This is a genomic window from Micromonospora sp. NPDC023869, from assembly GCF_055559695.1.
The window spans coordinates 315,881-337,535 of sequence record NZ_JBVHKD010000005.1 but is presented as its reverse complement, the minus strand read 5'-3'; the positions used below and the strand labels follow the sequence as shown (position 1 = coordinate 337,535).

21 protein-coding genes and 1 riboswitch are annotated in these 21,655 nt (G+C 73.4%); of the genes, 6 read left to right on the top strand and 15 right to left on the bottom strand.

What is annotated here, in order from left to right; all coding sequences use genetic code 11:
* Positions 1-57 precede the first annotated feature (57 nt).
* The 7 genes from pspM to ACZ31C_RS17700 all read right to left on the bottom strand — a co-directional run bounded on the left by pspM (position 58) and on the right by ACZ31C_RS17700 (position 6,343).
* Positions 58-840 carry a phage shock envelope stress response protein PspM gene (gene pspM / locus ACZ31C_RS17730; protein WP_465796186.1) on the bottom strand — a complete coding sequence of 261 codons (783 nt, stop codon included), beginning with the start codon at positions 838-840 and terminating at the stop codon, positions 58-60.
* Positions 841-863: 23 nt separating this feature from the next.
* Positions 864-1,736, bottom strand: a complete 873-nt coding sequence (locus ACZ31C_RS17725; protein WP_350693812.1) for a PspA/IM30 family protein — start codon at positions 1,734-1,736, stop codon at positions 864-866.
* A gap of 204 nt (positions 1,737-1,940) precedes the next feature.
* Entirely contained in the window at positions 1,941-2,399 is a 459-nt protein-coding gene (locus ACZ31C_RS17720) for a helix-turn-helix domain-containing protein (RefSeq protein WP_131057730.1), read from the bottom strand.
* Positions 2,400-2,524: 125 nt separating this feature from the next.
* On the bottom strand, positions 2,525-3,049 hold the full coding sequence (locus tag ACZ31C_RS17715; protein ID WP_465796250.1) for a CinA family protein: 525 nt from the start codon (positions 3,047-3,049) through the stop codon (positions 2,525-2,527).
* 49 nt (positions 3,050-3,098) lie between these two features.
* Positions 3,099-3,692, bottom strand: a complete 594-nt coding sequence (gene pgsA / locus ACZ31C_RS17710) for a CDP-diacylglycerol--glycerol-3-phosphate 3-phosphatidyltransferase (protein WP_465796185.1) — start codon at positions 3,690-3,692, stop codon at positions 3,099-3,101.
* A 56-nt stretch (positions 3,693-3,748) separates the two neighbouring features.
* Entirely contained in the window at positions 3,749-5,284 is a 1,536-nt protein-coding gene (gene rimO / locus ACZ31C_RS17705) for a 30S ribosomal protein S12 methylthiotransferase RimO (RefSeq protein WP_465796184.1), read from the bottom strand.
* A 135-nt stretch (positions 5,285-5,419) separates the two neighbouring features.
* Positions 5,420-6,343, bottom strand: coding sequence for an ornithine cyclodeaminase family protein (locus tag ACZ31C_RS17700; RefSeq protein WP_465796183.1), 924 nt, complete (start codon positions 6,341-6,343; stop codon positions 5,420-5,422).
* A 93-nt stretch (positions 6,344-6,436) separates the two neighbouring features.
* Positions 6,437-6,502: riboswitch (guanidine-III (ykkC-III) riboswitch) on the top strand.
* A gap of 60 nt (positions 6,503-6,562) precedes the next feature.
* Between ACZ31C_RS17700 and ACZ31C_RS17695 the strand changes: the two genes are divergently transcribed.
* Positions 6,563-6,877, top strand: coding sequence for a DMT family transporter (locus ACZ31C_RS17695; RefSeq protein ID WP_350693802.1), 315 nt, complete (start codon positions 6,563-6,565; stop codon positions 6,875-6,877).
* 82 nt (positions 6,878-6,959) lie between these two features.
* Positions 6,960-7,202: a hypothetical protein gene (locus tag ACZ31C_RS17690; RefSeq protein ID WP_131057160.1), complete on the top strand. Its 243-nt coding sequence runs from the start codon at positions 6,960-6,962 to the stop codon at positions 7,200-7,202.
* Positions 7,203-7,313: 111 nt separating this feature from the next.
* Here the strand turns inward: ACZ31C_RS17690 and ACZ31C_RS17685 are convergent, their stop codons facing one another.
* The gene (locus tag ACZ31C_RS17685; protein WP_465796182.1) at positions 7,314-9,767 is read right to left on the bottom strand and encodes an FtsK/SpoIIIE family DNA translocase; all 2,454 of its coding nucleotides are present in this window, start codon (positions 9,765-9,767) and stop codon (positions 7,314-7,316) included.
* A gap of 113 nt (positions 9,768-9,880) precedes the next feature.
* On the opposite strand from ACZ31C_RS17685, the gene ACZ31C_RS17680 reads away from it, so the two are divergent.
* Both ACZ31C_RS17680 and ACZ31C_RS17675 read left to right on the top strand, forming a co-directional pair.
* The gene (locus ACZ31C_RS17680; RefSeq protein ID WP_465796181.1) at positions 9,881-10,348 is read left to right on the top strand and encodes a type III secretion system chaperone family protein; all 468 of its coding nucleotides are present in this window, start codon (positions 9,881-9,883) and stop codon (positions 10,346-10,348) included.
* Entirely contained in the window at positions 10,345-12,054 is a 1,710-nt protein-coding gene (locus ACZ31C_RS17675; RefSeq protein WP_465796180.1) for a YbjN domain-containing protein, read from the top strand. Before ACZ31C_RS17680 ends, ACZ31C_RS17675 begins: the two co-directional genes overlap by 4 nt.
* Positions 12,055-12,111: 57 nt before the next feature.
* Here the strand turns inward: ACZ31C_RS17675 and ACZ31C_RS17670 are convergent, their stop codons facing one another.
* The 6 genes from ACZ31C_RS17670 to ACZ31C_RS17645 form a co-directional block, all read right to left on the bottom strand.
* Positions 12,112-13,296 carry a S1 family peptidase gene (locus tag ACZ31C_RS17670; protein ID WP_396745245.1) on the bottom strand — a complete coding sequence of 395 codons (1,185 nt, stop codon included), beginning with the start codon at positions 13,294-13,296 and terminating at the stop codon, positions 12,112-12,114.
* A 71-nt stretch (positions 13,297-13,367) separates the two neighbouring features.
* Complete coding sequence (locus ACZ31C_RS17665; RefSeq protein WP_350693796.1) at positions 13,368-15,059, bottom strand: ribonuclease J; 1,692 nt, start codon at positions 15,057-15,059, stop codon at positions 13,368-13,370.
* A 52-nt stretch (positions 15,060-15,111) separates the two neighbouring features.
* The gene (dapA, locus tag ACZ31C_RS17660; RefSeq protein WP_465796179.1) at positions 15,112-16,038 is read right to left on the bottom strand and encodes a 4-hydroxy-tetrahydrodipicolinate synthase; all 927 of its coding nucleotides are present in this window, start codon (positions 16,036-16,038) and stop codon (positions 15,112-15,114) included.
* An 81-nt stretch (positions 16,039-16,119) separates the two neighbouring features.
* Complete coding sequence (gene thyX, locus ACZ31C_RS17655; RefSeq protein ID WP_396691897.1) at positions 16,120-16,863, bottom strand: FAD-dependent thymidylate synthase; 744 nt, start codon at positions 16,861-16,863, stop codon at positions 16,120-16,122.
* Between the two features lie 184 nt (positions 16,864-17,047).
* Entirely contained in the window at positions 17,048-17,740 is a 693-nt protein-coding gene (locus tag ACZ31C_RS17650; protein ID WP_465796178.1) for a DUF2752 domain-containing protein, read from the bottom strand.
* The gene (locus tag ACZ31C_RS17645) at positions 17,737-18,966 is read right to left on the bottom strand and encodes a winged helix-turn-helix domain-containing protein (RefSeq protein ID WP_465796177.1); all 1,230 of its coding nucleotides are present in this window, start codon (positions 18,964-18,966) and stop codon (positions 17,737-17,739) included. The genes ACZ31C_RS17650 and ACZ31C_RS17645 overlap by 4 nt, the downstream gene beginning before the upstream one ends.
* A gap of 79 nt (positions 18,967-19,045) precedes the next feature.
* Between ACZ31C_RS17645 and ACZ31C_RS17640 the strand changes: the two genes are divergently transcribed.
* The gene (locus ACZ31C_RS17640; protein ID WP_396745258.1) at positions 19,046-19,597 is read left to right on the top strand and encodes a GNAT family N-acetyltransferase; all 552 of its coding nucleotides are present in this window, start codon (positions 19,046-19,048) and stop codon (positions 19,595-19,597) included.
* Here the strand turns inward: ACZ31C_RS17640 and ACZ31C_RS17635 are convergent.
* Complete coding sequence (locus ACZ31C_RS17635; protein WP_465796249.1) at positions 19,496-20,803, bottom strand: glycosyltransferase family 87 protein; 1,308 nt, start codon at positions 20,801-20,803, stop codon at positions 19,496-19,498. The two genes, ACZ31C_RS17640 and ACZ31C_RS17635, sit on opposite strands and share 102 nt — an antisense overlap.
* A 35-nt stretch (positions 20,804-20,838) precedes the next feature.
* On the opposite strand from ACZ31C_RS17635, the gene ACZ31C_RS17630 reads away from it, so the two are divergent.
* Positions 20,839-21,462 (top strand): GNAT family N-acetyltransferase, encoded by a 624-nt coding sequence (locus ACZ31C_RS17630; RefSeq protein ID WP_465796176.1) that lies wholly within the window; start codon positions 20,839-20,841, stop codon positions 21,460-21,462.
* The last annotated feature ends 193 nt before the right edge of the window (positions 21,463-21,655 follow it).

The following is a 21,655-nucleotide window of genomic DNA, read 5'->3' as shown; positions in this document are numbered from 1 at the left end:
CCAGCCCGGACAGACGGGTCCGACCGGCGCGGACCGCCGACGACGGGGGTCCAGCGGTCAGGAGGTGGTGGCGGGGCGGCCTACGGCCCGCAGTTCCGACAGCGCCGACGCGAACCCGTGCAGCATGTCCGTGGCCTCGGTCAGCCGCGCCGCCGAAGGGTGCTCGCTGGTCGGCCGGTACTCCTCGGCCAGGTAACCGGCTGCCGCCACGACCAGCCGCTCGTACGCCCCCACACCGGCGTCCAACTGCCCGGTCAGCGCCTCGTGCGCCTCGGTGAGCGCGGGACGCGCGTCCGGGGGCGCCAGGCGGACCGCGCGTTCCACGCTCGCCACCCGGTTCGCCAGTTCGCGCAGCGACTGCTCGGCCACGACGGCCTCGGCGACGGCGGGTTCGGCGAAGCCGGTCAGCCGGCCGCCCATCGACGCCAGGGTCGACGCCGCCCGGTCCAGCCGTTCCCACGGCTGGGCCGCGCTGGTGCCGCGCAGAGCGCCACGGGACCGCGCCCGGCGCACCTCGGCCACCACCCCGGCCCCGACCGGTAGCCGTTCGACGGCGGCGACCAGACGGGCGCGGCTGCGGGCGGCGGCCTGGGCGGGGTCGAGGGCGGGTGGGGCGGGCTGGGCGGACAGCGCCCGCAGGTCCACCCAGCGCCAGGCGGCTAAGGCGGTGGAGGCGCCTGCGGCGGCGGCCCAGAAGGCGTCGGCGAGGCCGATGCCGGCGTACGGGGTCAGGATGACGGTGGCGCCGCCGAGCCCGCCGGCCAGCACGCTCCACCGGCGGGCGGAGCGGCGGAGCTTGCCCAGCCGGCGGAAGTAGCGGGTGCGCTCGTCTGCTGCCACCGTCGTCTCCTTGACGCCTCGGTTCAGCCGGCGGCGCTGGCGTCGCCGGTGTTGCGATCCCGGTTCATGCTGGCCCGCAGCTCGTCGAGACGGGCCACGCCCGGGTCGTTGGTCTGTGCCGCCTGCTGCTGGCCGCCACCGACGGCGTTCTGGTCGGCGGTGCCGCCGAGCTGCTCACCGGCCATGCTGGCGCGGATCTGGTCGAGTCGAGCCGACCCGGCCACGTCCAGCGTAGCCTTCTGGATCTCCAGCATCCGGCCCTCGGCCGAGTTGCCGGCCAGCTCGGCGCGGCCCATGGCGGTGGAGTAGCGGCGTTCGATGCGGTCGCGGACCTCGTCCAGGCTGGGCGTGCTGCCGGGGGCGGTGAGCGCCGACATCGACTCCAGCGAGGAGGCCACGGTCTCCTGCATCTTGGCCTGCTCGAGCTGGCTGAGCAGCTTGGCCCGCTCGGCGAGCTTCTGCTGGAGGATCATCGAGTTGTTCTCGACCGCCCGGCGGGCCTGACCGGCGGCGGCGAGCGCCTGGTCGTGCAGGGTCTTGAGGTCCTCGGCGGCCTGCTCGGAGGAGACGAGCTGGCTGGCGAGAGTCTGCGCGGACTGCTCGTAGCGGCCGGCCTCGGTCTCGTCGCCCTTCGCGCGCGCCTGGTCGGCGAGGACCAACGCCTGCCGGGCGTTGCTCTGCAACCGCTCGACGTCGGACATCTGCCGGGAGAGCTTCATCTCCAGCTGCCGCTGGTTGCCGATCACCGCGGCCGCCTGCTGCACGAGCGCCTGGTGTTGCCGGTGCGCCTCGTCGATCGCCTGCTGGAGCTGCACCTTGGGATCGGCGTGCTCGTCGATTCGGGCGCCGAAGAGCGCCATCAGGTACTTCCAACCCTTGACGAACGGGTTCGCCATCTCCGCCGTATCCCCTCAGTCACGTCGCTGCGCCAACCGCCATGTCCGGCCGGCCCAGCTCGGCCACCGGCGATGGTGGGTCCATCGTCCCAGCCGAGCGCCAGCACGGCATCCGTACCGGCGCGAGGGGGACGCTGCGATCAACCCTACGCGGCGGTCGCCACCTCGACCATCAGCCGGCGGCTCACGCGGTGTGGAACACGCTCAGGCGGCGCAGACCACGTCCCGCTCGGTGCGCTCGGCGGAGCGGACCCGGGTGCTGCGCAGGGTCGCCTTGAGCGGGGACTCCTGGCGCACCGCGACCGCGACGGAGCCGTCCGAGCTGACCTGACGTACGGGTCGACCGGTGGACTTGTGCACCGCCGTCGCGCCGACCGGAGTCGCCTCGGCCGGCTCGTCCTGCACCGGCACCAGCACACCCGGTAGCTGCTCGGCGAGGGCGACGGTGTCGCTGACCTCGCGCAACAGCTCGGACAGGCGAGCGCCGAGCGCGTCGCAGATCGCGGCGAGCAGTTCGCTGGAGGGTTCCTTCTGGCCGCGTTCGATCTCGGACAGGTAGCCCAGGCTGACGTTGGCGGCGGAAGAGACCTCGCGCAGCGTGCGGTGCTGCCCCTGCCGGCGCGCCCGTAGTGCGTCACCGATCACCCGGCGTAGCAGGACCATCGCACCTCCCCTGAGGGACACAGTTCGCCCGGCCGCCGGCCCGGTGGTGCGCACCGGCTCCGACTGTCGGAGCTTTCCCGCAACCGTACCCGTTGCGGGCCGCCGCGACATCCCGCCCCGCCCTCCTAGCTTGCGGCGGCGACGTCCTTCTGCACGTGGGCGGCGACCATCCGAAGCGCCTCGGTGACCGTTTCGCCCCGAATGTGGTCCCGGCTACCGTCCAGGTGGAGTTCGCGTACCTCGCTGCCGTGGGGCCCGGCGACCGCGACGTAGACCAGCCCGACCGGCTTGCCGTCCTGCGGCTCCGGCCCGGCGACCCCGGTGGTGGCCAGGCCCCAGTCGGCACCGCAGCGCTTCCGCCCGCCCTCGGCCAGGGCGGCGGCGACGTCGCCGTCCACCGGGCCGCGCGCCGCCAGCAGATCCGCCGGTACGTCGGCGAGCTGCTCCTTCAGCTCGGTCGCGTACACCACCAGCCCGCCCCGGTAGACCGCGCTCGCCCCGGCCACCTCCACGATCGTGGCGGCCAGCAGTCCACCGGTCAGCGACTCGACGGTGGCGAGGGTCTCCCGCCGCTCGGTGAGGCGGTGCACCACACCGGCCGCCGCGCTGCCCATCTGTCCTTCGCCTTCTCTGACACCCACGCCCTGCATCCTTCCCGACAAGCGGGCGGTCTACTCGCCGCACCGCCGGGGCGAACGGTCAGCGGGTCCGCCGCAGCCGCAGGGCCTGTGCGATGTAGTCGAACCCGGTGACCACCGTCACCACGACCGCCGCCGCCATGATCCACGGACCGATGGCGGCCAGGCCGTCGGGCATCGGCCAGAGGTACCAGGTGATGGCGAGGATCTGGAGCGCCGTCTTGACCTTGCCACCTCGACTCGCCGCGATCACCCCGCGCCGGATCACCCAGAAACGCAGCGCGGTGATGCCCAACTCGCGGGCGAGGATGACCACCGTCACCCACCAGGGCAGTTGGGCATACCAGGAGAGCAGCAGCAGGGCGGCGCCGGTGAGCGCCTTGTCCGCGATCGGGTCGGCCACCTTGCCGAACGCGGTGACCAGCGAGAACCGGCGGGCGATCCAGCCGTCGACCAGGTCGGTCGCCGAGGCCACCACGAAGATCACGCAGGCGACGCTGCGCCACCCGGCGTGCGTCATGCCGGAGACCACCACGCAGGCGGCGAAGACCGGTACGAGCAGCAGCCGCAGCGCGGTCAGCGCGTTGGCGGCGTTGACCACCGGGACCACCCGGGCCACCACGGGCAGCGGGGTGGACTCCGTCGCCCCGGTCATCGGCGCGTTCCCCGGCAGCACACCTGGTCGCTCTCCCGCTTCGTCCTGGTCGGCGGTCACCGTGTCGCGCCGGGCGCCGCCGAGATCATCTCATCGGGTACGGCGACCAGGTCGACGCCCTCGGTGTCGGTGACGGTGGCCCGGACCAGGTCACCGGGGCGCAGCGCGGCCAGGTCGACCCCGCCGCCGTCCGGGGCGACCAGGGTGGTCGAGCCGTCCACCTCGGGCGCCTGGTGTGCGGCCCGCCCCTCGACCACGCCGCCGTCGACCGAGTCGACCAGCACCTCGACTGTGGCGCCGAGACGGTCCTCAGCCCGCTGCGAGCACAGCTCGTCGGCGAGGGCGCTGAGCTTGTCGTACCGCCGCTTGATGGTGGCGGCGGAGACCTTGCCGGGCAGTCCGGCGGCCTCGGTGCCGTCCTCGTCGCTGTAGTCGAAGACCCCGATCGCGTCGAGCCGGGCCTCGGTGAGGAAGCGGACCAGCTCGTCGTAGTCGGCGCGGGTCTCACCGGGGAAGCCGACGATGAAGTTGCTCCGCGCGCCGGCCTCCGGGGCCAGGGCCCGTGCCGAGGCCAGCAGTTCCAGGAAGCGGTCGGTGGAGCCGAAACGCCGCATCCGGCGCAGCACCGGCTCGCTGGAGTGCTGGAACGACAGGTCGAAGTAGGGCGCCACGCCGGGCGTGGTGGCGATCGCCTCCACCAGACCGGGCCGGGTCTCGGCCGGCTGGAGGTAGCTGACGCGGACCCGGACGATGCCGTCGATCACCGCGAGCTGCGGCAGCAGCTTCTCCAACGCGCGGGGGTCGCCCAGGTCCTTGCCGTACGACGTGGAGTTCTCGCTGACCAGCACCAGCTCGCGGACACCGCCCTTGGCCAGCCACTCCGCCTCGGCGAGCAGCTCGTCCGGCGTACGCGAGACGAACGCGCCCCGGAACGCCGGGATCGCGCAGAACGTGCAGCGCCGGTCACAGCCGCTGGCCAGCTTGAGCGAGGCCACCGGGCCGCTGTCCAGGCGGCGACGCAGCACCGGACGCAGGTGTGCGGGCGTGTGCTCGTCCACCTCGGCCACCGTGCCGTGGCCGGGCAGCGACACCGCGCTGTCCCGCCGGGCGACCGGGGTCAGCGGCAGCAGTTCCCGCCGGTCACGGGGGGTGTGCGCGGCGAACTCCCGCCCGGCGACGACCGCGTCCAGCCGGGCCGCGATGTCCGGGTAGTCGTCGAAGCTGAGCACCGCCTGCGCCTCGGGGAGGCTGTCGGCCAACTCCCGGCCGTACCGCTCGGCCATGCAGCCGGCCGCGACCACCTTGGCCCCGGTGTCGGCGGCGGCCAGCAGCGTCTGGATCGAGTCCTGCTTGGCCTTCTCCACGAAGCCGCAGGTGTTGACCACCACCACGTCGGCGCCCTCGCCGTCGGTGGTCACCTGCCAGCCGTCGGCGTGCAGGCGGGCGGCCAGCTCTTCCGAGTCGACCTCGTTACGGGCACAGCCCAGGGTCAGCAGGGCGACCCGGCGGCCGTCGGCGGGCTGCTCCGGGTCGCGGGGCGACGCCGGACGCGCCGCCTGGGAGTCGTCGACAGGAGAGGTGGCAGACACCATCCGAGGGTACCGGGCCACCGGCCCCCGACCGACAGCCCGGCCGGCCCCCGCCCCACCGGACACGGACGGGCCGGGCGGGCTCGGGCCGACCGGGCAGGGTGCGCGCCGACCGACCGGGCATCGCAGGGCCGGACGTCAGGCGGCCGGGGCGAGGACCGAGACCAGGCGGTCGAGCAGGAACACCTCGGTGCCGGCCAGGCCGACCGAGCAGAAGACCGAGATCTGGTCCGCGTCGGTGCGGCCGGGTGCCGTGCCGGCCAGCACCGCGCCCAGGTCGCGCAGGCGGCCGGCGTACGGAGGCTGGGCGGCGAGCATCGGCGGGACGTACGCGCCGGCCTGCTCGGGGGAGTCGCTGGCCAGCACGGCGGCGGCGTCCAGCAGGTCGGTGCCGAACTCGGCCCGGTCGCACTGCTTGAAGCCGACCGCGTTGACGTGCGTACCCGGGGAGACGTCGGCGGCGGTCAGCACCGGCGTGGTGGACGTGGTGGCCAGCACCACCACGTCCCGGTCCCGGGTGGCCCCGCGCACGGTGTCCACCGCGCGGGCCGGGACGCCGAGTTCGGCGCGGACCCGGGCGGCGAACGCCTCCCGGCGGGCCGCCGAGCGGCTGTGCACGGTCACCTCGCGCAGCGGTCGTACCGCGGCGGCGGCCCACACCTGGGTCCAGGCCATCCGGCCGGCACCGATCACGCCCAGCGTGGCGGCGTCCGGGCGGGCCAGCGCGTCCACCGCGACCCCACCTATCGCACCGGTCCGCCGCGAGCCCAACTCCTCCCCCACCGCCACCGCACGCACCACCCCGGTACGCCCGTCGTGCAGCACCACCACCTGCTCGGCGCCCGGGTGCCCGAAGGTGTCGTACGACCGGTAGCCGTACCACTCGTCGCGCAGGTGCCCGGCGGTCAGCACCATCCGGCCCCCGCCCAGCGGCGCGGCGGCCCGGGGCGGGGCCACCAGTCGTCCCTCGTACGCGGCGAGCAGGGCGTGGCGCATCGCGTCCACGGTGGTCGCGGCGTCCAGCGCGGCGGCGACCTCCGGGTCGCAGATGAGGACCGTCATGCCCGCCATCATGCAAGTTGAAGTCACCTTGAGGTCCACCCCCGGTGAGCGTTCTCACCCGGGCCGTCCACCGCGTCCGGTGCTACGGTCGGTCCCGACGGCCCGCGTGGTCGTCCCGGACGAGTCGTGGGCGTACCCGGTGAGCCAAGACGCCCCGCGTGATGGACCCGACTCGTCCCGGCGCCCCGGTGGCCCGGGCGGCCCTGAAGAGGTGACCCGATGGCCTGGATCGCACTGGTGATCTCCGGACTTCTCGAAACGGCGTGGGCGATCGCCCTGGACCGCAGCGCCGGTTTCACCCGACCCGTCCCCTCCGCGATCTTCGCGGTCACGCTGGTGCTCAGCATGGCCGGCCTGGCGTACGCGCTGCGCGAGATCCCGGTCGGCACCGGCTACGCGATCTGGGTGGGCATCGGCGCGACCGGTACCGCCCTGGTCGGCATGCTCGCGTTGGGCGAGTCGGCCAGCGTGCCCCGGCTGCTCTGCCTGCTGCTCGTCGTCGCCGGTGTGGTCGGGCTCAAGGTCTATCACTGATCCGTGTCCCGGCGTGCTGTTTGGACGGCACCCCGGCATGGGTACTTGCCGATCAACGACGAGTTGACCACCGGAGGAGATCATGGCCAACATGCACGCCGGCACCCGCCCGCGCACCAACGCCGCCCGCATCTGCACGATCGCGGGCTTCGTCTTCGCCGGTCTCGCGCTGTTCCTGTTCCCGCTGCTGTTCGGCCTGGTCGCCGTCGGGCTCGGGGTCGCCGGCGCGGTGCAGGGCGACAAGCCGCTCGGCTGGTACGCCGCCGGGGCGGGCGTGGCCGCGATCCTGCTCAACCTGGTCCTCGCGGCAGCGCTGGCGAGCTGATCCGCGACACCGCACACGAGGAAGGGCCCGCCGGACGTCCGGCGGGCCCTTCCTCGTGTGTCGGTCGGCCGGCAGGGGCGGTGCCGACGGGTCAGCCCGGCGGTACCGGGGTCAGCCCTCCGCGCCCCGCAGGCCGTCCAGGACCTCTTCCAGCTCGTCCGGCTTGATCAGCACGTCGCGGGCCTTGGAACCCTCGGAGGGTCCGACCACACCCCGCGTCTCCATCAGGTCCATCAGGCGACCCGCCTTGGCGAACCCGACCCGCAGCTTGCGCTGGAGCATCGAGGTGGAGCCGAACTGCGAGGTGACCACCAGCTCGACCGCCTGCACCAGCAGGTCCAGGTCGTCGCCGATGTCCTCGTCGATCTTCTTCTTGCTCTCCTGGGCGGCGGTCAGCACGTCCGAGCGGAACTCCGGCTCACGCTGGTCCTTGCAGAACTTCACCACGTCGACGATCTCGCGCTCGGTGACCCAGGCGCCCTGGATCCGCACCGGCTTCGACGCGCCCATCGGCAGGAACAGGCCGTCGCCGCGCCCGAGCAGCTTCTCCGCGCCCGGCTGGTCCAGGATGACCCGGGAGTCGGCCAGCGACGAGGTGGCGAACGCCAGGCGGGACGGCACGTTGGCCTTGATCAGACCGGTCACCACGTCGACCGAGGGGCGTTGGGTGGCGAGCACCAGGTGGATGCCGGCGGCCCGGGCGAGCTGCGTGATCCGGACGATCGAGTCCTCCACGTCGCGCGGCGCGACCATCATCAGGTCGGCCAGCTCGTCCACGATCACCAGCAGGTACGGGTACGGGCGCATCTCCCGCTCGCTGCCCGGCGGCGCCTTGATCTCGCCGCTGCGGACCTTACGGTTGAAGTCGTCGATGTGCCGGACCCCGTTGGCCGCCAGGTCGTCGTAGCGCATGTCCATCTCGCGGACCACCCACTCCAGCGAGTCGGCGGCCTTCTTCGCGTTGGTCACGATCGGGGTGACCAGATGCGGGATGCCCTCGTAGCCGGTCAGCTCGACCCGCTTCGGGTCGATCAGCAGCAGCCGCACCTCGTCCGGCGTGGCCCGGGTCAGGATGGACATGAGCAGCGTGTTGAGGCAGCTCGACTTGCCCGCGCCGGTGGCACCGGCGATCAGGATGTGCGGCATCTTGGCCAGGTTGGCCACCACGAATCCACCCTCGATGTCCTTGCCGAGGGCCACCACCATCGGGTGGTGGTCGCTGGTGGCCGCCCGCGACCGCAGCACGTCGCCGAGCGCCACGTTCTCCGGGTCGGTGTTCGGGATCTCCACGCCGACCGCGCTCTTGCCCGGGATCGGGCTGAGGATGCGGACGTCCGGCGACTTCACCGCGTACGCGATGTTGCGGGAGAGCTGGGTGATCCGCTCGACCTTGACGCCGTGGCCCAGCTCGACCTCGTACCGGGTCACCGTCGGGCCCCGGGTGAAGCCGGTCACCGCCGCGTCCACGTCGAACTGGTCGAAGACGCCGGTCAGCGCCGCGATCACCTCGTCGTTGGCCTTGCTGCGGCTCTTCGGTGCGGCACCGTTGCTCAGCATGTTCGCCGGAGGCAGCGTGTAGTCCCCGGCCATCCCGGTCAACGCGAGCTGCTCGGCCCGGGTCGGCGCGGGCGAGTGCTCCGGCGGCTCGGCCGGCTTGCGGCTGGCCGGCACCCGGGACGGCGCCTTGCGTGGCAGCACCACGGTCTCCTGGAGGTCCACCCCGTCCAGGTCCTCGAAGTCGTCCGGGTCGATCGGTGGAGGCGTCCGCTTCGCCGGCCGTCGTTTCGGCGGCGTGGCGGGCGTCTCGGCCTCGTCCTCCTCGTCGGTGCGGCCGATCACGGTCCCGGCCAGCAGGCCGAGCCGCTCGGGCACCTTGTTGATCGGCGTCGCGGTCACCACCAGCAACCCGAACACCAGCAGCAGGAGCAGCAGCGGCACGGCCACCCAGGCGGTGACCGCGCGCTCCAGCAGACTGCCCACGCCCGCGCCGATCAGGCCACCGGCGAAGTCCCGTTCGGTCGGATCGGCCGGCTGCTGACCGATGTGCAGCATCGCGGCGGTGGCGACCAGCATGGAACCCCAGCCGATCAGGCCCCGTCCCCGGTGCTCGGGGTCGCCGGGTTGCCGCATCAGCCGCCACGCGCCGATGCCGAGCAGGACCGGCACCACGATGGAGATGGCGCCGAGGAACAGCCGGATCGTGTCGGCGAGCTGGGCGCCCAGCGGACCGGCCCCGGAGAACCACAGTGCACCGGCGGTGAGCAGGGCGAAACCGATCACCAGCAGCCCGGCGCCGTCGCGGCGGTGCTCCGGATCGATGTCGGCGGCGGAGGCGGCCTGCCGGCCGGTGGCGCGTACCGCCCACCCGACGCTGTGCGCCAGACCCATCCACACCGCACGGACCGCCCGGCCGACGTACGCCGCCGGGCCCGGTCCCCGGGCCGTGGTGCGACGCCGGACCGGCGTCCGGGTCTTCTTCGCCGGTTGGCGGGCACGACTGTTGTTCGTGCCACCGCGCGGCGACGCGCCGCGTCGGCGGCTCGCCTGAGAGGTACGGCCCGCCATAGCATCACCGTAACGGCGGGCCCCGGGATACGCCGGTCTTACTGGTCGCGTCCGCGTGTCGCAGCGCGGCCACCGCCGCATGCCGTGATATTCGCCCCAGGGAAGGGTGCCCGATGGCGTCGCCGGAGTTCGAGGACGGACCGTTGGCCGGCCATCCGTCGGCGCTGCGGCCGTTGACGCACGACCTCGTCTCGGCCGTGCTGGCGCGCCGAGGGCATCCCGTCACCGCCGACGGGGCCGCGCTGGTCGGCCGGTGGGCCGAGGGCCACATCTGGTTCCTGCGCGCCGGGGACGACGGCGAGATTCTCCAGGTACGCACCGTCGCCACGCCCGCGTTCCGCGTCGACCAGGTGCCCCGGCTGCACGAGTTCTGCAACACCTGGAACCACGACCTGTTCTGGCCCAAGGCGTTCGTGCACGTCGACGACGCCGGCCGGGCCCGGGTCTGCGGCGAGGTGATCACCGACCTGGAACGCGGCGTCACCCCGCACCAGCTCGACCGGCTGCTCGACCGGGGCATCTCCACCGGTCGCCGGCTGGCCGCCGAGGTCGGCCGACTCGTCGGGTCGGAGCGGTCGTGACCGGCTGGCCGACCGGTCCCGGACGGGGCCGCCAGCGCAGCCGGACCACCACCGGGCCGGTCCCCGGCGAACGGCCCGCCGACGCGTTGCACGACGCCCGGGACAGGCCGGACGGCGAGGCGCGGATCGCCGAACTGGAACGCGTCGCCGCCCTCGCCGAGGCCGCCGGTGACACCGCCACCGCCCGGGCCGCCTGGTCCGAACTGGTCGAGACGCACCTGCGCGGCGGCGAGCGGTGGCGGCTGTTCGAGCCCGTCCGACGCTGCCTCGACGCCGCCGCCCGCGCCCGGTCGCTCCCCGGCGGCCCCGACGACGAGACGCTGCGCCGCTACCGCCGGTACGCCGCCGAAGCCCTGCTCGGCACCCCCCGCATCGGCCTGGACCAGGCCGCCCACCTGCTCGGCACCAGCACGGACCCCGGAGTGCTGGCGGCCGTCGGGGACGACGCGGACGCGGTGGTGGCGCAGGTGCGCTGCCGGATCGCCGACCACCTCGGCGACGAGCCCGCCGCCCGGCACTGGCTGCGCCGGTGGCAGGCCGCGTCCGCCGACCCGGCCGCCGGATGTCCCGACTGCCTGCCGGTACGCCAGGCCGACCTGCTCGCCGGCTGGGGCGACTGGACCGAGGCGCTCGCCGTCGTCGCGTCCGTCCTGGACGGTCCGGGCGGCTGCACCGCCCAGCCGGAAGCGGCCCTGACCGGGGCACTGCTGCCATGGCTGCGGGCCGGTGAGACGCACCGGGCCGCCGGCGCTCACGTGCGCGCGTACCGGCGGCACCGGGTCGAGCCCGACGGGTTCGGCCACCTCGCCACCCACCTGCGCTTCTGTGCCCTCGGCGGGCACCTCGGACGCGGGCTGGCGATCCTGGTCGAGCAGTTGCCCCGGCTCGACCAGCCGCACGACGACCGGTCGGTGATGGAGTTCACCGCCGCCGGTGCGCTGGTCTGCGTCCGCGCCGCCGCCGACGGCGACCACCCGGTACGCCGACCGGCCTACCGGGGACGGCCGGCCGCGCAGGTCACGGTGAGCGCGCTCGGCGCCGAACTGCTCGCCGTCGCCACCGCCCTGGCCGGCAGCTTCGACGCCCGCAACGGCACCGGGCACCAGTCCGGCCGGATCGCCGCCTGGCTGTCCGAACGCCCACTGGCCGAGCCGGTGCCGCTGCCCGGCGAGGACGGGATCGAGCCGGACGACGAGCCGTGGCCCGGCGACGCCACGCCGGCCGGGTCCACCGACGACGGGACCGAGGCCGAGGCCGGAACGGTCCTGACGGGCGGCGGAGCCGGTCCGGCGGTGGACGAGATCGGCGCGCTGACCGTACGGATGATCACCGAGGCGCTGGACCGGAGGGGTGACGGGTACGCCCTGGATCCGACCGGCACCGTGCTCGGGCGCTGGGGCGACGCGGTGATCCAGTTCCGGCGGGCCGGGGAACGCGGAGAGATCCTGCACGCCCGGGTGGTCGCCGGTCGGCGGTTGCCGGCCGCCCGGCGCGCCGAGGCGTACGCGTTCTGCAACGGGTGGAACCGCGACCGGCTGCTGCCCAGCGCGTACGTGCACGATCCGGGCGAGGGTGAACTGGTGCTGGCCGGCGAGGTGACCACCGACCTGGCGTACGGGGTCGCCCCGGCACAGGTCACGGTGCTGGTCGACGCGGCGGTCCGCACCGGGGTCGCGTACGCGGAGGCGGTCGCCGCCCTGCCCTGAGCGGACATGCGACGGCCCGGCCGGACGTGACGCGTCCGACCGGGCCGAAGGAGGAGATCAGCGTCGACTGCCCAACGTGGCGAAGTTCTGCGTGGTGAGCAACGTCAGGTTGTTACGTTGCAGGATCTCGTTGACCGGCTGGTAGAACGTCGTGCCACCGCGTACGCAGTCGCCCGAGCCGCCGGAGGTGACGCCCTGCGCCTGGTTGCCCGAGATCCACGAACCGCCCGAGTCACCGGGCTCGGCGCAGACGTTCGTCCGGACCAGACCGCTGACCAGACCCTCCGGGTAGCGGACGGTGGCGTTGCGCGCCTGCACGGTGCCGCAGCGCACGCCGGTGGTGGAGCCGGACCGGCAGATCGACGATCCGGCCGGCACCTCCTGCGAACCGGCGACCCGGGCGATGCCGCCCCGGAAGTCGGTCACCTCGGGCAGCACCCGGGTGTTCTGGTTGACCTGCACGAAAGCCCAGTCGTCGCCGGGGAAGGACGAGGCCCGGAACACGCCCTGCAACTCGCCGTCGGCACCGGAGGTCCGGGCACCGACCCGGCCGCAGTGTCCGGCGGTCACGTAGCCGCCGACCACCGCGAACCCGACCGAACAGCGGCCGGCGCCGACGAAGAAGGGTTCGCCGCCACGGACGTCGGCGAAGAGGCGCGGCTGCTCCTCGGTGGCCATCCGGACCGCCTGGCGGGGTACGCCGGCACGGGCCACGAACCGCCAGCCGGCCGCTTCGGCACCCGGAGCGGCGAGCACCACCACGCTGTTGGTGGCGACGTCGACGTACCAGCCGGAGACGTTCTCGGCCCGCCCGGCGGTCCGGTCCATCCGGGTCTTGATCGCGTCGAGCTGCCCGACGCCGCGCTCCACGACCTTCGGCACCGCGCCGGTGGCGCGTACCCGCTGCGCCTGTGCCTCGTCGGCGACCGCGACGTTGAGCTGGCCGCCGTCGGCGCTCAGCCAGCTACCGGCGTAGTCCCCGCCGAGGTCCGACCGGAGCTGGTCGACGACCCCGCTCGCCCAGCGTTCGGTCTTCAGCCGCGCCGCGACCTGCGCCTGGTCCAGCCCCAGGTCGCGACGCATGGCCTCGACCACCTCCGCGTCGGCGCCCTCCACGGCCTGACCGGTCGGCGCGGCGCTCGGCGCGCTGCCGTCACCGGCGAAGGACGGCAGGGCCACCGCCGCCGCCGCGCCCAGCGCCGCCACCACGACACCGATGGCTGTCAATCGTCTGCGGTCCATCCGCCATGCTCCTCCCGGCCGGCGCGGGGCACGCCTGCCGGATCGGAGTACGGGCGGATGGACCGAACGGTTCAGACTTCGACGACAGTGGGCACGATCATCGGCCGACGACGGTAGGCGTCGTTGACCCACCGGCCCACGGTGCGACGGACGATCTGCTGGAGCTGGTGGGGGTCGGTGATGCCGTCCGCGGCGGCCCTGTTCAGGGCCTCGGTCACCAACGGGATCACCGCGTTGAACGCCTGCTGGTCCTCGGAGAAACCCTTGGCGGACACGGTCGGCCCGGCGACCACCTTGCCGGTCACCGAGTCCACCACCACCGTCGCGGCGATGAACCCACCGTCACCGAGGATGCGACGCTCGGTGAGCAGCGACTCGCTGACGTCACCGACGGCCAGGCCGTCGACGTAGACGTACCGGCTCTTGACCCGACCGACCAGACTGGCCCGGCCCTCCACCAGGTCGACCACGTCGCCGTCCTCGCAGAGCACCACCCGGTCGGCCGCCACGCCGGACTCGATGCCGAGCCGGGCGTGCGCCCGCAGGTGCCGCCACTCCCCGTGCACCGGCATCAGGTTGCTGGGCCGCACCACGTTGAGCAGATAGAGCAGCTCACCGGCGGGCGCGTGACCGGAGACGTGCACCTTGGCCACGTCCTTGTGCACCACCACGGCACCCGCCCGGGCCAGCCGGTTGATCACTCGGTAGACCGAGGTCTCGTTGCCCGGCACCAGCGACGAGGCCAGCACCACGGTGTCGCCCGGTGCGATGGTGATGTGCCGGTGGTCGCCGCTGGCCATCCGGCCCAGGGCGCTCATCGGCTCGCCCTGCGACCCGGTGGACATCAGCACGATCTGCTCGGGCGGCATCGACGTGGCCTCGTCCAGACCGACCACCAGGCCGGCCGGGATGTTGAGCAGCCCCAGGTCGCGGGCGATGCCCATGTTGCGGACCATGGACCGGCCGATCAGCGCGACCTTGCGGCCGTGCTCCAGCGCCGAGTCGAAGACCTGCTGCACCCGGTGCACGTGCGAGGCGAACGAGGCGACGATGATCCGCCCGCGCGCCTTGGCGAAGATCGAGTCGAGGACCGGGCCGATCTCCCGCTCCGGGGTGACGAAGCCGGGGATCTCCGCGTTGGTGGAGTCCGACAGCAGCAGGTCCACGCCCTCGGCGCCGAGCCGGGCGAAACCGGCCAGGTCGGTGATCCGGCCGTCCAGCGGAAGCTGGTCCATCTTGAAGTCGCCGGTGTGCAGCACCAGGCCCGCCGGCGTACGGATGGCCACCGCCAGCGCGTCCGGGATCGAGTGGTTGACGGCGAAGAACTCGCACTCGAACGGACCGAGCCGCTCCCGGCCGCCCTCGCGCACCGTCAACGTGTACGGCTGGATCCGCCGCTCCGCCAACTTCGCCTCGACCAGCGCGAGGGTGAACTGGGAACCCACCAGCGGGATGTCCGGCTTGTGGGCGAGCAGGTACGGCACCGCGCCGATGTGGTCCTCGTGGCCGTGGGTCAGCACGATCGCCTGGATGTCGTCGAGCCGGTCGAGGATGGGACCGAAGTCCGGCAGGATCAGGTCGACGCCGGGCTGCTCCACGTCGGGGAAGAGCACGCCGCAGTCGACGACCAGCAGCTTGCCGTCGTACTCGAAGACGGTCATGTTCCGGCCGATGGCGCCGAGCCCGCCGAGCGGGGTTATCCGCAGTCCGCCCTCCGGCAGCGGCGGGGGAAGTTGGGCCTCCTCGTTGTGCGCCTCGGTCACGCGTTCACCTCATTCTGCGACGCCGTCACCCGGCGTCCGTCGTGTCGTTTGATCATTCGGGCAGCGGTAGCCCGGCCGCCGCGCAGTCGGCGCGGAGCTGGGCGAACTCGTCTTCGGTGGCTTCCACGAGCGGCGACCGGACCGGCCCCGCGGGCAGCTTCGACGCGTTCAGACCCGCCTTGACCAGGATCGTGCCCTGGGTACGGAAGATCCCGGTGAACAGCGGCAGCAGCCGACGGTGCAGGGCGAGCGCGGTCGCGGTGTCCCCCGCGTCGTACGCCTCGATCATGCGCTTGGTGTCGGCACCGGTGAAGTGCGTCGAGGTGCCGACCACGCCGACGCAGCCGACCGCGAGCGCGGGCAGCGTGCTGGCGTCGTCGCCGCTGTAGAACGCCAGGTCCGTACGGCTGGTCACCCAGCTCGTCGCGGTGATGTCGTTCTTGGCGTCCTTGACCGCGACGATGCGGCCGTGCTCGGCGAGCCGGACCAGCGTCTCGGTCTCGATCGGCACCCCGGCGCGGTGCGGGATGTCGTAGACCATCACCGGCAGGCCACTGGAGTCGGCCACCTCGGTGAAGTGACGCAGCAACCCGGCCTGCGGCGGCTTGTTGTAGTACGGGGTCACCACCAGCAGCCCGTGTGCACCGGCCTTCTCCGCGGTGGCGGCCAGCTCGATGGTGTGCCGGGTGTCGTTGGTGCCGACTCCCGCCACCACCCGGGCCCGCTCACCGACGGTCTCCACCACGGTCCGGATCAGGCGTTCCTTCTCCGCGTCCGTGGTGGTCGGCGACTCGCCGGTGGTGCCGTTGACCACCAGCGCGTCGTTGCCCTGCTCCGTGACGAGGTGCTCCGCGAGCCGCGCGGCGCCGTCGAGGTCGAGCGCACCGTCGGCGGTGAACGGGGTCACCATCGCGGTGAGCACTCGTCCGAAGGGGCGGGAGGCCGCCCGGACCGGTGTGTCAAGGTGGTCGTGCGTCATGGTGACAACCTAGCGGACGGCCGGCGGTCGGCCGCCGGGGAAGGCCTCAGGACCCCTCGGTGAGCGGAAGGGCTCTCCCGCTCAGGATGCCGCGATGTGCGGGCTCGCCGCCACCTCGGTGCCATCGGCGAGAGTCGAGACAACGAAATCGGCGAAGACGTTCGGCGCCACCCGCTGCAACTGCCGCAGGCACTCCACCGCCAGCTCACGGATCTCCACGTCGGCGTGCTCGGTGGCCCGCATGCCGATGAAGTGCCGCCAGGCGCGGTAGTTGCCGGTCACCACGATCCGCGTCTCGGTGGCGTTCGGCAGCACCGCCCGCGCCGCCTGCCGGGCCTGCTTGCGCCGCAACGTCGGGTTGGGCTCGTCGGCGAAGTGCTGCTCCAAGCCCGCCAACAACTCGTTGTACGCCCGCACACTCGCCTCGGCCGCCTCGACGAACCGCTTGTGCAGCTCCGGGTCCTCGGCGATCACCCTCGGCTCCACCATCGCCGCGTCCCGCTCCGGCACGTACCGCTGGGACAACTGCGAGTACGAGAAGTGCCGGTGCCGGATCAGCTCGTGCGTGAACGACCGGGAGACCCCGCTGAAGTAGAAGCTGACCGACCCGTGCTCCAGCACCGAGAGGTGCCCGACCTCCAGGATGTGCGCGAGGTACCCGGCGTTGGTGGCGGTCGCCGGATTCGGCTTCTTCCAGCTCTGGTAGCAGGCCCGCCCGGCGAACTCCGCGAGCGCCTGTCCCCCGTCCGCGTCAGTCGACCACGGCACGTCCTCCGGCGGGTCGAAGTGGGTCCACGCGATCAGCTTGACCTGGGGCTGCACCATCTCCGGCATTCCTGCGACTGTAGTTGGCCCCACCCAACCACCCCCACCCACCCCCACTGCCCTCCCCACCGCCCCCACCGCCCGTGCGGCCGCCCGTGCCGCCGCGTTGATCAAGAGGTTTTGGTCACGAACGAGGTGGCCGGAGGGCGCAAAGCTCTTGATCAACTACTTCAGAGGGGTGAGGTTAGACGTAGAGGGCGGTGAAGGGGGCCCAGGGGAGGTTGCGGATCACCGTGAAGGCCAGCCAGGCGGCGAGGAAGCCGCCGACCAGCTTCGGGCCGACGCGCAACTCGGGCAGTCTCCAGCCGAACGCCTGCTTGCCGGCCCAGGCGACGAAGAAGTACGCCAGGAAGGGCAGCGCGAAGACGAAGAGGAAGTGGTGCCGCGCGGCGGCCGGCAGGTCGGCGTGCAGGACGTACCAGAGTGCGCGGGTGCCGCCGCAGCCGGGACAGTCCAGCCCGGTGGTGAGTTTGAGCAGGCAACTGGGGATTGCGTCCGGCGCGGAGCGGGTGGGATCGCTGAGCAGCGCGTAGCCCATGCCGGCGGCGACACACCCGACGGCGGCCAGCGGCACCACCCAGCGTGGGGTGCGCGCGTGCAGGCGCGTCACGAAGCGGGTGAGCCGGTCGGGCTCGGCGATCGGCGGGTAGTAGCCCGCCGGGTAGCCGCCGGGATAGCCCTCCGGGTAACCGGCCGCCGGATAACCAGCCGGGTGTGCGCCGGGGTGTCCGGCGGGCCCGGGCGAGGTGGCGACCGATCCCGGTTCGCCCGCGACGGCGGCCGGATCGGGGTGGGCCGGGGTGGCGGGCGCGTGGGGATCGGGGGCGGGCAGAGGTGGCTGGGCGCCCGGTCGGTCAACGCTCGTCACGTTGCTCACCGTACACCCGCCACGCTCCGCAACGCGGCGGCCAGCGGTGCGGCCAGGTCACCGGCGGACGGCGGGGCGACCGCGTCCAGGCCGAGCCAGCCGGCGAGCCGGTACAGCTCGGCGGCGAGGGCGACGGCGGTCTCCCCCGGGTCGGCGCCCGGCTCGACCCAGGCCGCCGGCACCAGCAACACCCCGGCCTTACGGTCGGCCTTGAGGTCGACGCGGGCGGTGAACCGCTCCCCCTGGCGAAACGGCAGCACGTAGTAGCCGTACACCCGCTGGGGTGCGGGCACATAGATCTCGATGCGGTAGGTGAAGCCGAACAGCCGCTCGGTGCGGGCGCGTTCCCAGATCAGCGGGTCGAAGGGGCTGACCAGGGTGTTGCCGCGCACCCAGCGGGGCAGCCGGGCCTGCGCGTGCAGCCAGGCCGGCTGCCGCCAGCCCGGCACCGTCACCGGACGCAGCTCCCCGGCCTCGACCAGCTCGGCGACGGCCTGCCGGGCGCCGGCCACCGGCAGCCGGAAGTAGTCGCGCAGCTCGACCTCCGCGGCCACGCCGAGCGAGCGGGCGGCGATGCCGACGAGCGTGCGGTACGCCTCGGCGTCGGTCGGCGTGGGCGCGTTGAGCACCTCGGCGGGGAGCACCCGTTCGGGCAGGTCGTAGCGGCGGGCGAAGGAGGTGGTGCGGTCCGCCGCGCACACCTCACCGGCCCAGAAGAGGTATTCCAACGCCTGCTTGACCGCCGACCAGTTCCACCCCCAGTTGCCGGTCTCCCGGGGCGCGTCGTGCTCGATCTCGGCCACGGTCAGCGGGCCGCGTGCGGCCACCTCGTCGCGTACCCAGGCCACCAGAGCGGGCTGCTCCTGGGCGATGCGGCGCATCCCGCCCCAGGCGTCGGTGTGTGCCCGCGCCATCCGCCAGCGCAGCGCCGGGTGAAGGCCGACCGGCACCAGGGACGCCTCGTGTCCCCAGTACTCGAAGAGGTCACGTGGGCGGCGGTAGGCGGCGGTGTCCAGCAACGTGGTCGGGTACGGCCCGAGCCGGCTGTAGAGCGGCAGGTAGTGCGCGCGTTGCAGCACGTTGACCGAGTCCATCTGGATCAGCCCGACCCGGTCGAGCACCCGACGCAGGTGGCGACGGGTGGGTGCCCCGGTGGGCGACGGGTCGGCGAAGCCCTGTGCGGCCAGCGCCACGCGGCGGGCCTGGGCGAGCGAGAGCGATTCCGGTGCGACCATCGCAGCGCAGGCTACGTCACCCGTACGACACCGGTGCGGACACTGGACCTGACGCCCCGCGCCGCCTAGAACTGGAGCCATGCCCACCATCCGTCGGGAGGAACCCGAGGACGCCGAGGCGATCGCCCGGGTGCACGTGAGCGGCTGGCAGGCCGGGTACGCCGGGATCATGCCGGACGAGGTGCTGGGGCGGCTCAACCCGGTGGCCTGGGCGCAGCGCCGCCGGGCTGTCGGCACGGCCGACCCGGAGCACCCGTTCACCACGCTGCTCGCCGAGGTCGACGGGGCGTTGGCCGGTTTCACCACGTTCGGGCCGTACCGCAACAACCAGGACCGGGGCGACCTCGACCCGACGTACGGCGAGGTGCTGGCGCTCTACGTGGCGCCCGCCCACTGGGGCGACGGCACGGCTCCGGCGCTGTTCGCCGCCGCGCACGACGGGCTGCGGGAACGCGGCTGGTCGGAGTACCGGGTGTGGGTGCTGGCGGACAACCACCGGGCCCGCCGGTTCTATCAGCGGGCCGGGTTGTCACCGGATGGTGAGGAGTCGACCTATCCGGTGCCGCTGTCCGGCGGGCGTCCGCCGATCGGGCTGGTCGAGTTGCGGTACACCGGCCGCCTCGACGGCTGACCGCGCGGCCGACGCCGGCGGTTCGTCCCGGCCCAGCGGCTCGCCCCGGCGGCCCAGCGGCAGGAAGGCCAGCAGCGCCAGGCTGATCCAGACGTACGTGTTGCCGAACAGGAAGCCGTCGATCCCGCTGAAGTCCTGCTCCCACGCCCAGACGATCCGGCTGGTCAGGAAGCCGTACCCGACGGTGGCGGCGGCCAACAGCAGCCGACGGCGACGGCTGCGCGGTGGCGCGGCCATGCCGTGGTCCACCAGCAGCAACAGCCCCGGCAGCAGCCAGACCAGGTGGTGCACCCAGGTGACCGGGCTGACCAGGCACATCACCGCGCCGGTCAGCGCCAGACCGGCCGCGGAGTCCCCCTTCGCCGCGGCCGTCCGGGACCGTCGGATCCACAGCGCGACCGTCGCGGCCACCAGCGCCAACCAGGCCAGTGTGCTGGGGCTCTGCGGGTCGAGCCGGGCCATCACCCCGCGCAGCGACTGGTTGGAGATGAAGGCCAACTCACCGACCCGGCCGGTGTTCCACAGCGCGGAGGTCCAGAACTCGCGGGCCGCGTCCGGGAACAGCGCGGCGGCCAGCACGGTCGCCCCGGCGGCGGTGCCGGTGGCGGTGAGCGCCGCCCGCCAGCGACCGATGACCAGCAGATAGATCAGGAAGATGCCGGGCGTGAGCTTGATCGCGGTGGCCAGGCCGATGCCGACGCCGGCCCACTTGCTGTCGCGTGGCAGCAACCGCAGCAGGTCCACCGCGACCAGGAACAGCAGCAGCGTGTTGACCTGGCCGAAGTTGATGGTCTCGCGCATCGGCTCGAACGCGGCGGCCAGGCAGAGCGCCACCGCGAACGCGAACCAGCGGGTCCAGCCGACCCGCCGGGACACCGGGTCCAGCAGCCACCAGATCAGCACCGCGGCGGCGGCCACCCCGGCGGCCACGCTCACCACGATCGCCCCGTGCCAGGACAGGTACGCCATCGGCAGCATCACCAGCGCGGCGAACGGCGGGTAGGTGAAGCCGTACTGGGTGCCGGGTTTCAGGTAGTCGTAGATCTCGCCGCCGTCGTGCACCCACCAGACCAGCGCGCCGCGATAGACGTGCAGGTCGAAGAAGCCGTGCCGGACCGCCGCCACGGACAGGAACGCGGTCACCGCGACGGCGAGTACGACCACTGCGACGACCTGTCCGACCGTCCGCCTGGCACCCTGCGCCACCGCCGCCTCCCTCACCCTGCGTAGGCTGTCGTCCCATGGCTCTGGGGTTTGTCCGCCCGGCGCGTCCGGAGGACGTCGCCGAGATCGCCCGCATCCAGCTCGCGACCTGGCGGGTCGCCTACCGGCGGCTGCTGCCCCGGCACGTGCTGGAGAACCTCGACGAGGCGTGGCTCGCGCGGCGGTGGGACGCCGCGGTACGCCAGCCGCCCGGCGACACCCACCGGGTGCTGGTCGCCGTCGAACAGGCCGAACAATCGTATCTGGTGGGCTTCGCCGCCTCCGGGCCGGCCGACGCGGAGGCGCTGGCCCCGAACGAGCCGGCCGACGCGCTCGGCGCCGACGTGGTGGCCGTGACCGACCTGCTGGTAGAGCCGCGCTGGGGCCGGCGCGGGCACGGCAGCCGGCTGCTGGCCGCCAGTGTGGACCTGTGGCGCGAGTCCGGTTTCACCCGGGCGGTCTCCTGGGTCTTCGAGGGCGACGAGGCGTCCCGGAAGTTCCTCGGCGCGGCCGGCTGGGAGCCCGACGGCGCGGGCCGGGCGCTGGACGTGGACGACATGCTGGTGCCGCAGCTCCGGCTGCACGTGGCGGTGCCCACCGAGGCGGGCGAACCCGGCGAACCGGCTGACCCGTCCGCCGCCCCGCCCGCCGAGGCGGACTGAGCCGCCGTCGAACGGCCCGGCCGGTGCTGCGGCAGCACCACGACGGAGATGTACTGTCACCCCGGTGCCTGTCGAGCTGAGAGCAGAGACGGATCACCGACGGCCCACTCGGCAGCGAGCAGCCAGCGACGGCTCGTCCGGCTGCGACGGGTCACACGTAGCCGACCGACGGTGCCGGGCGGCCGACCGGCCG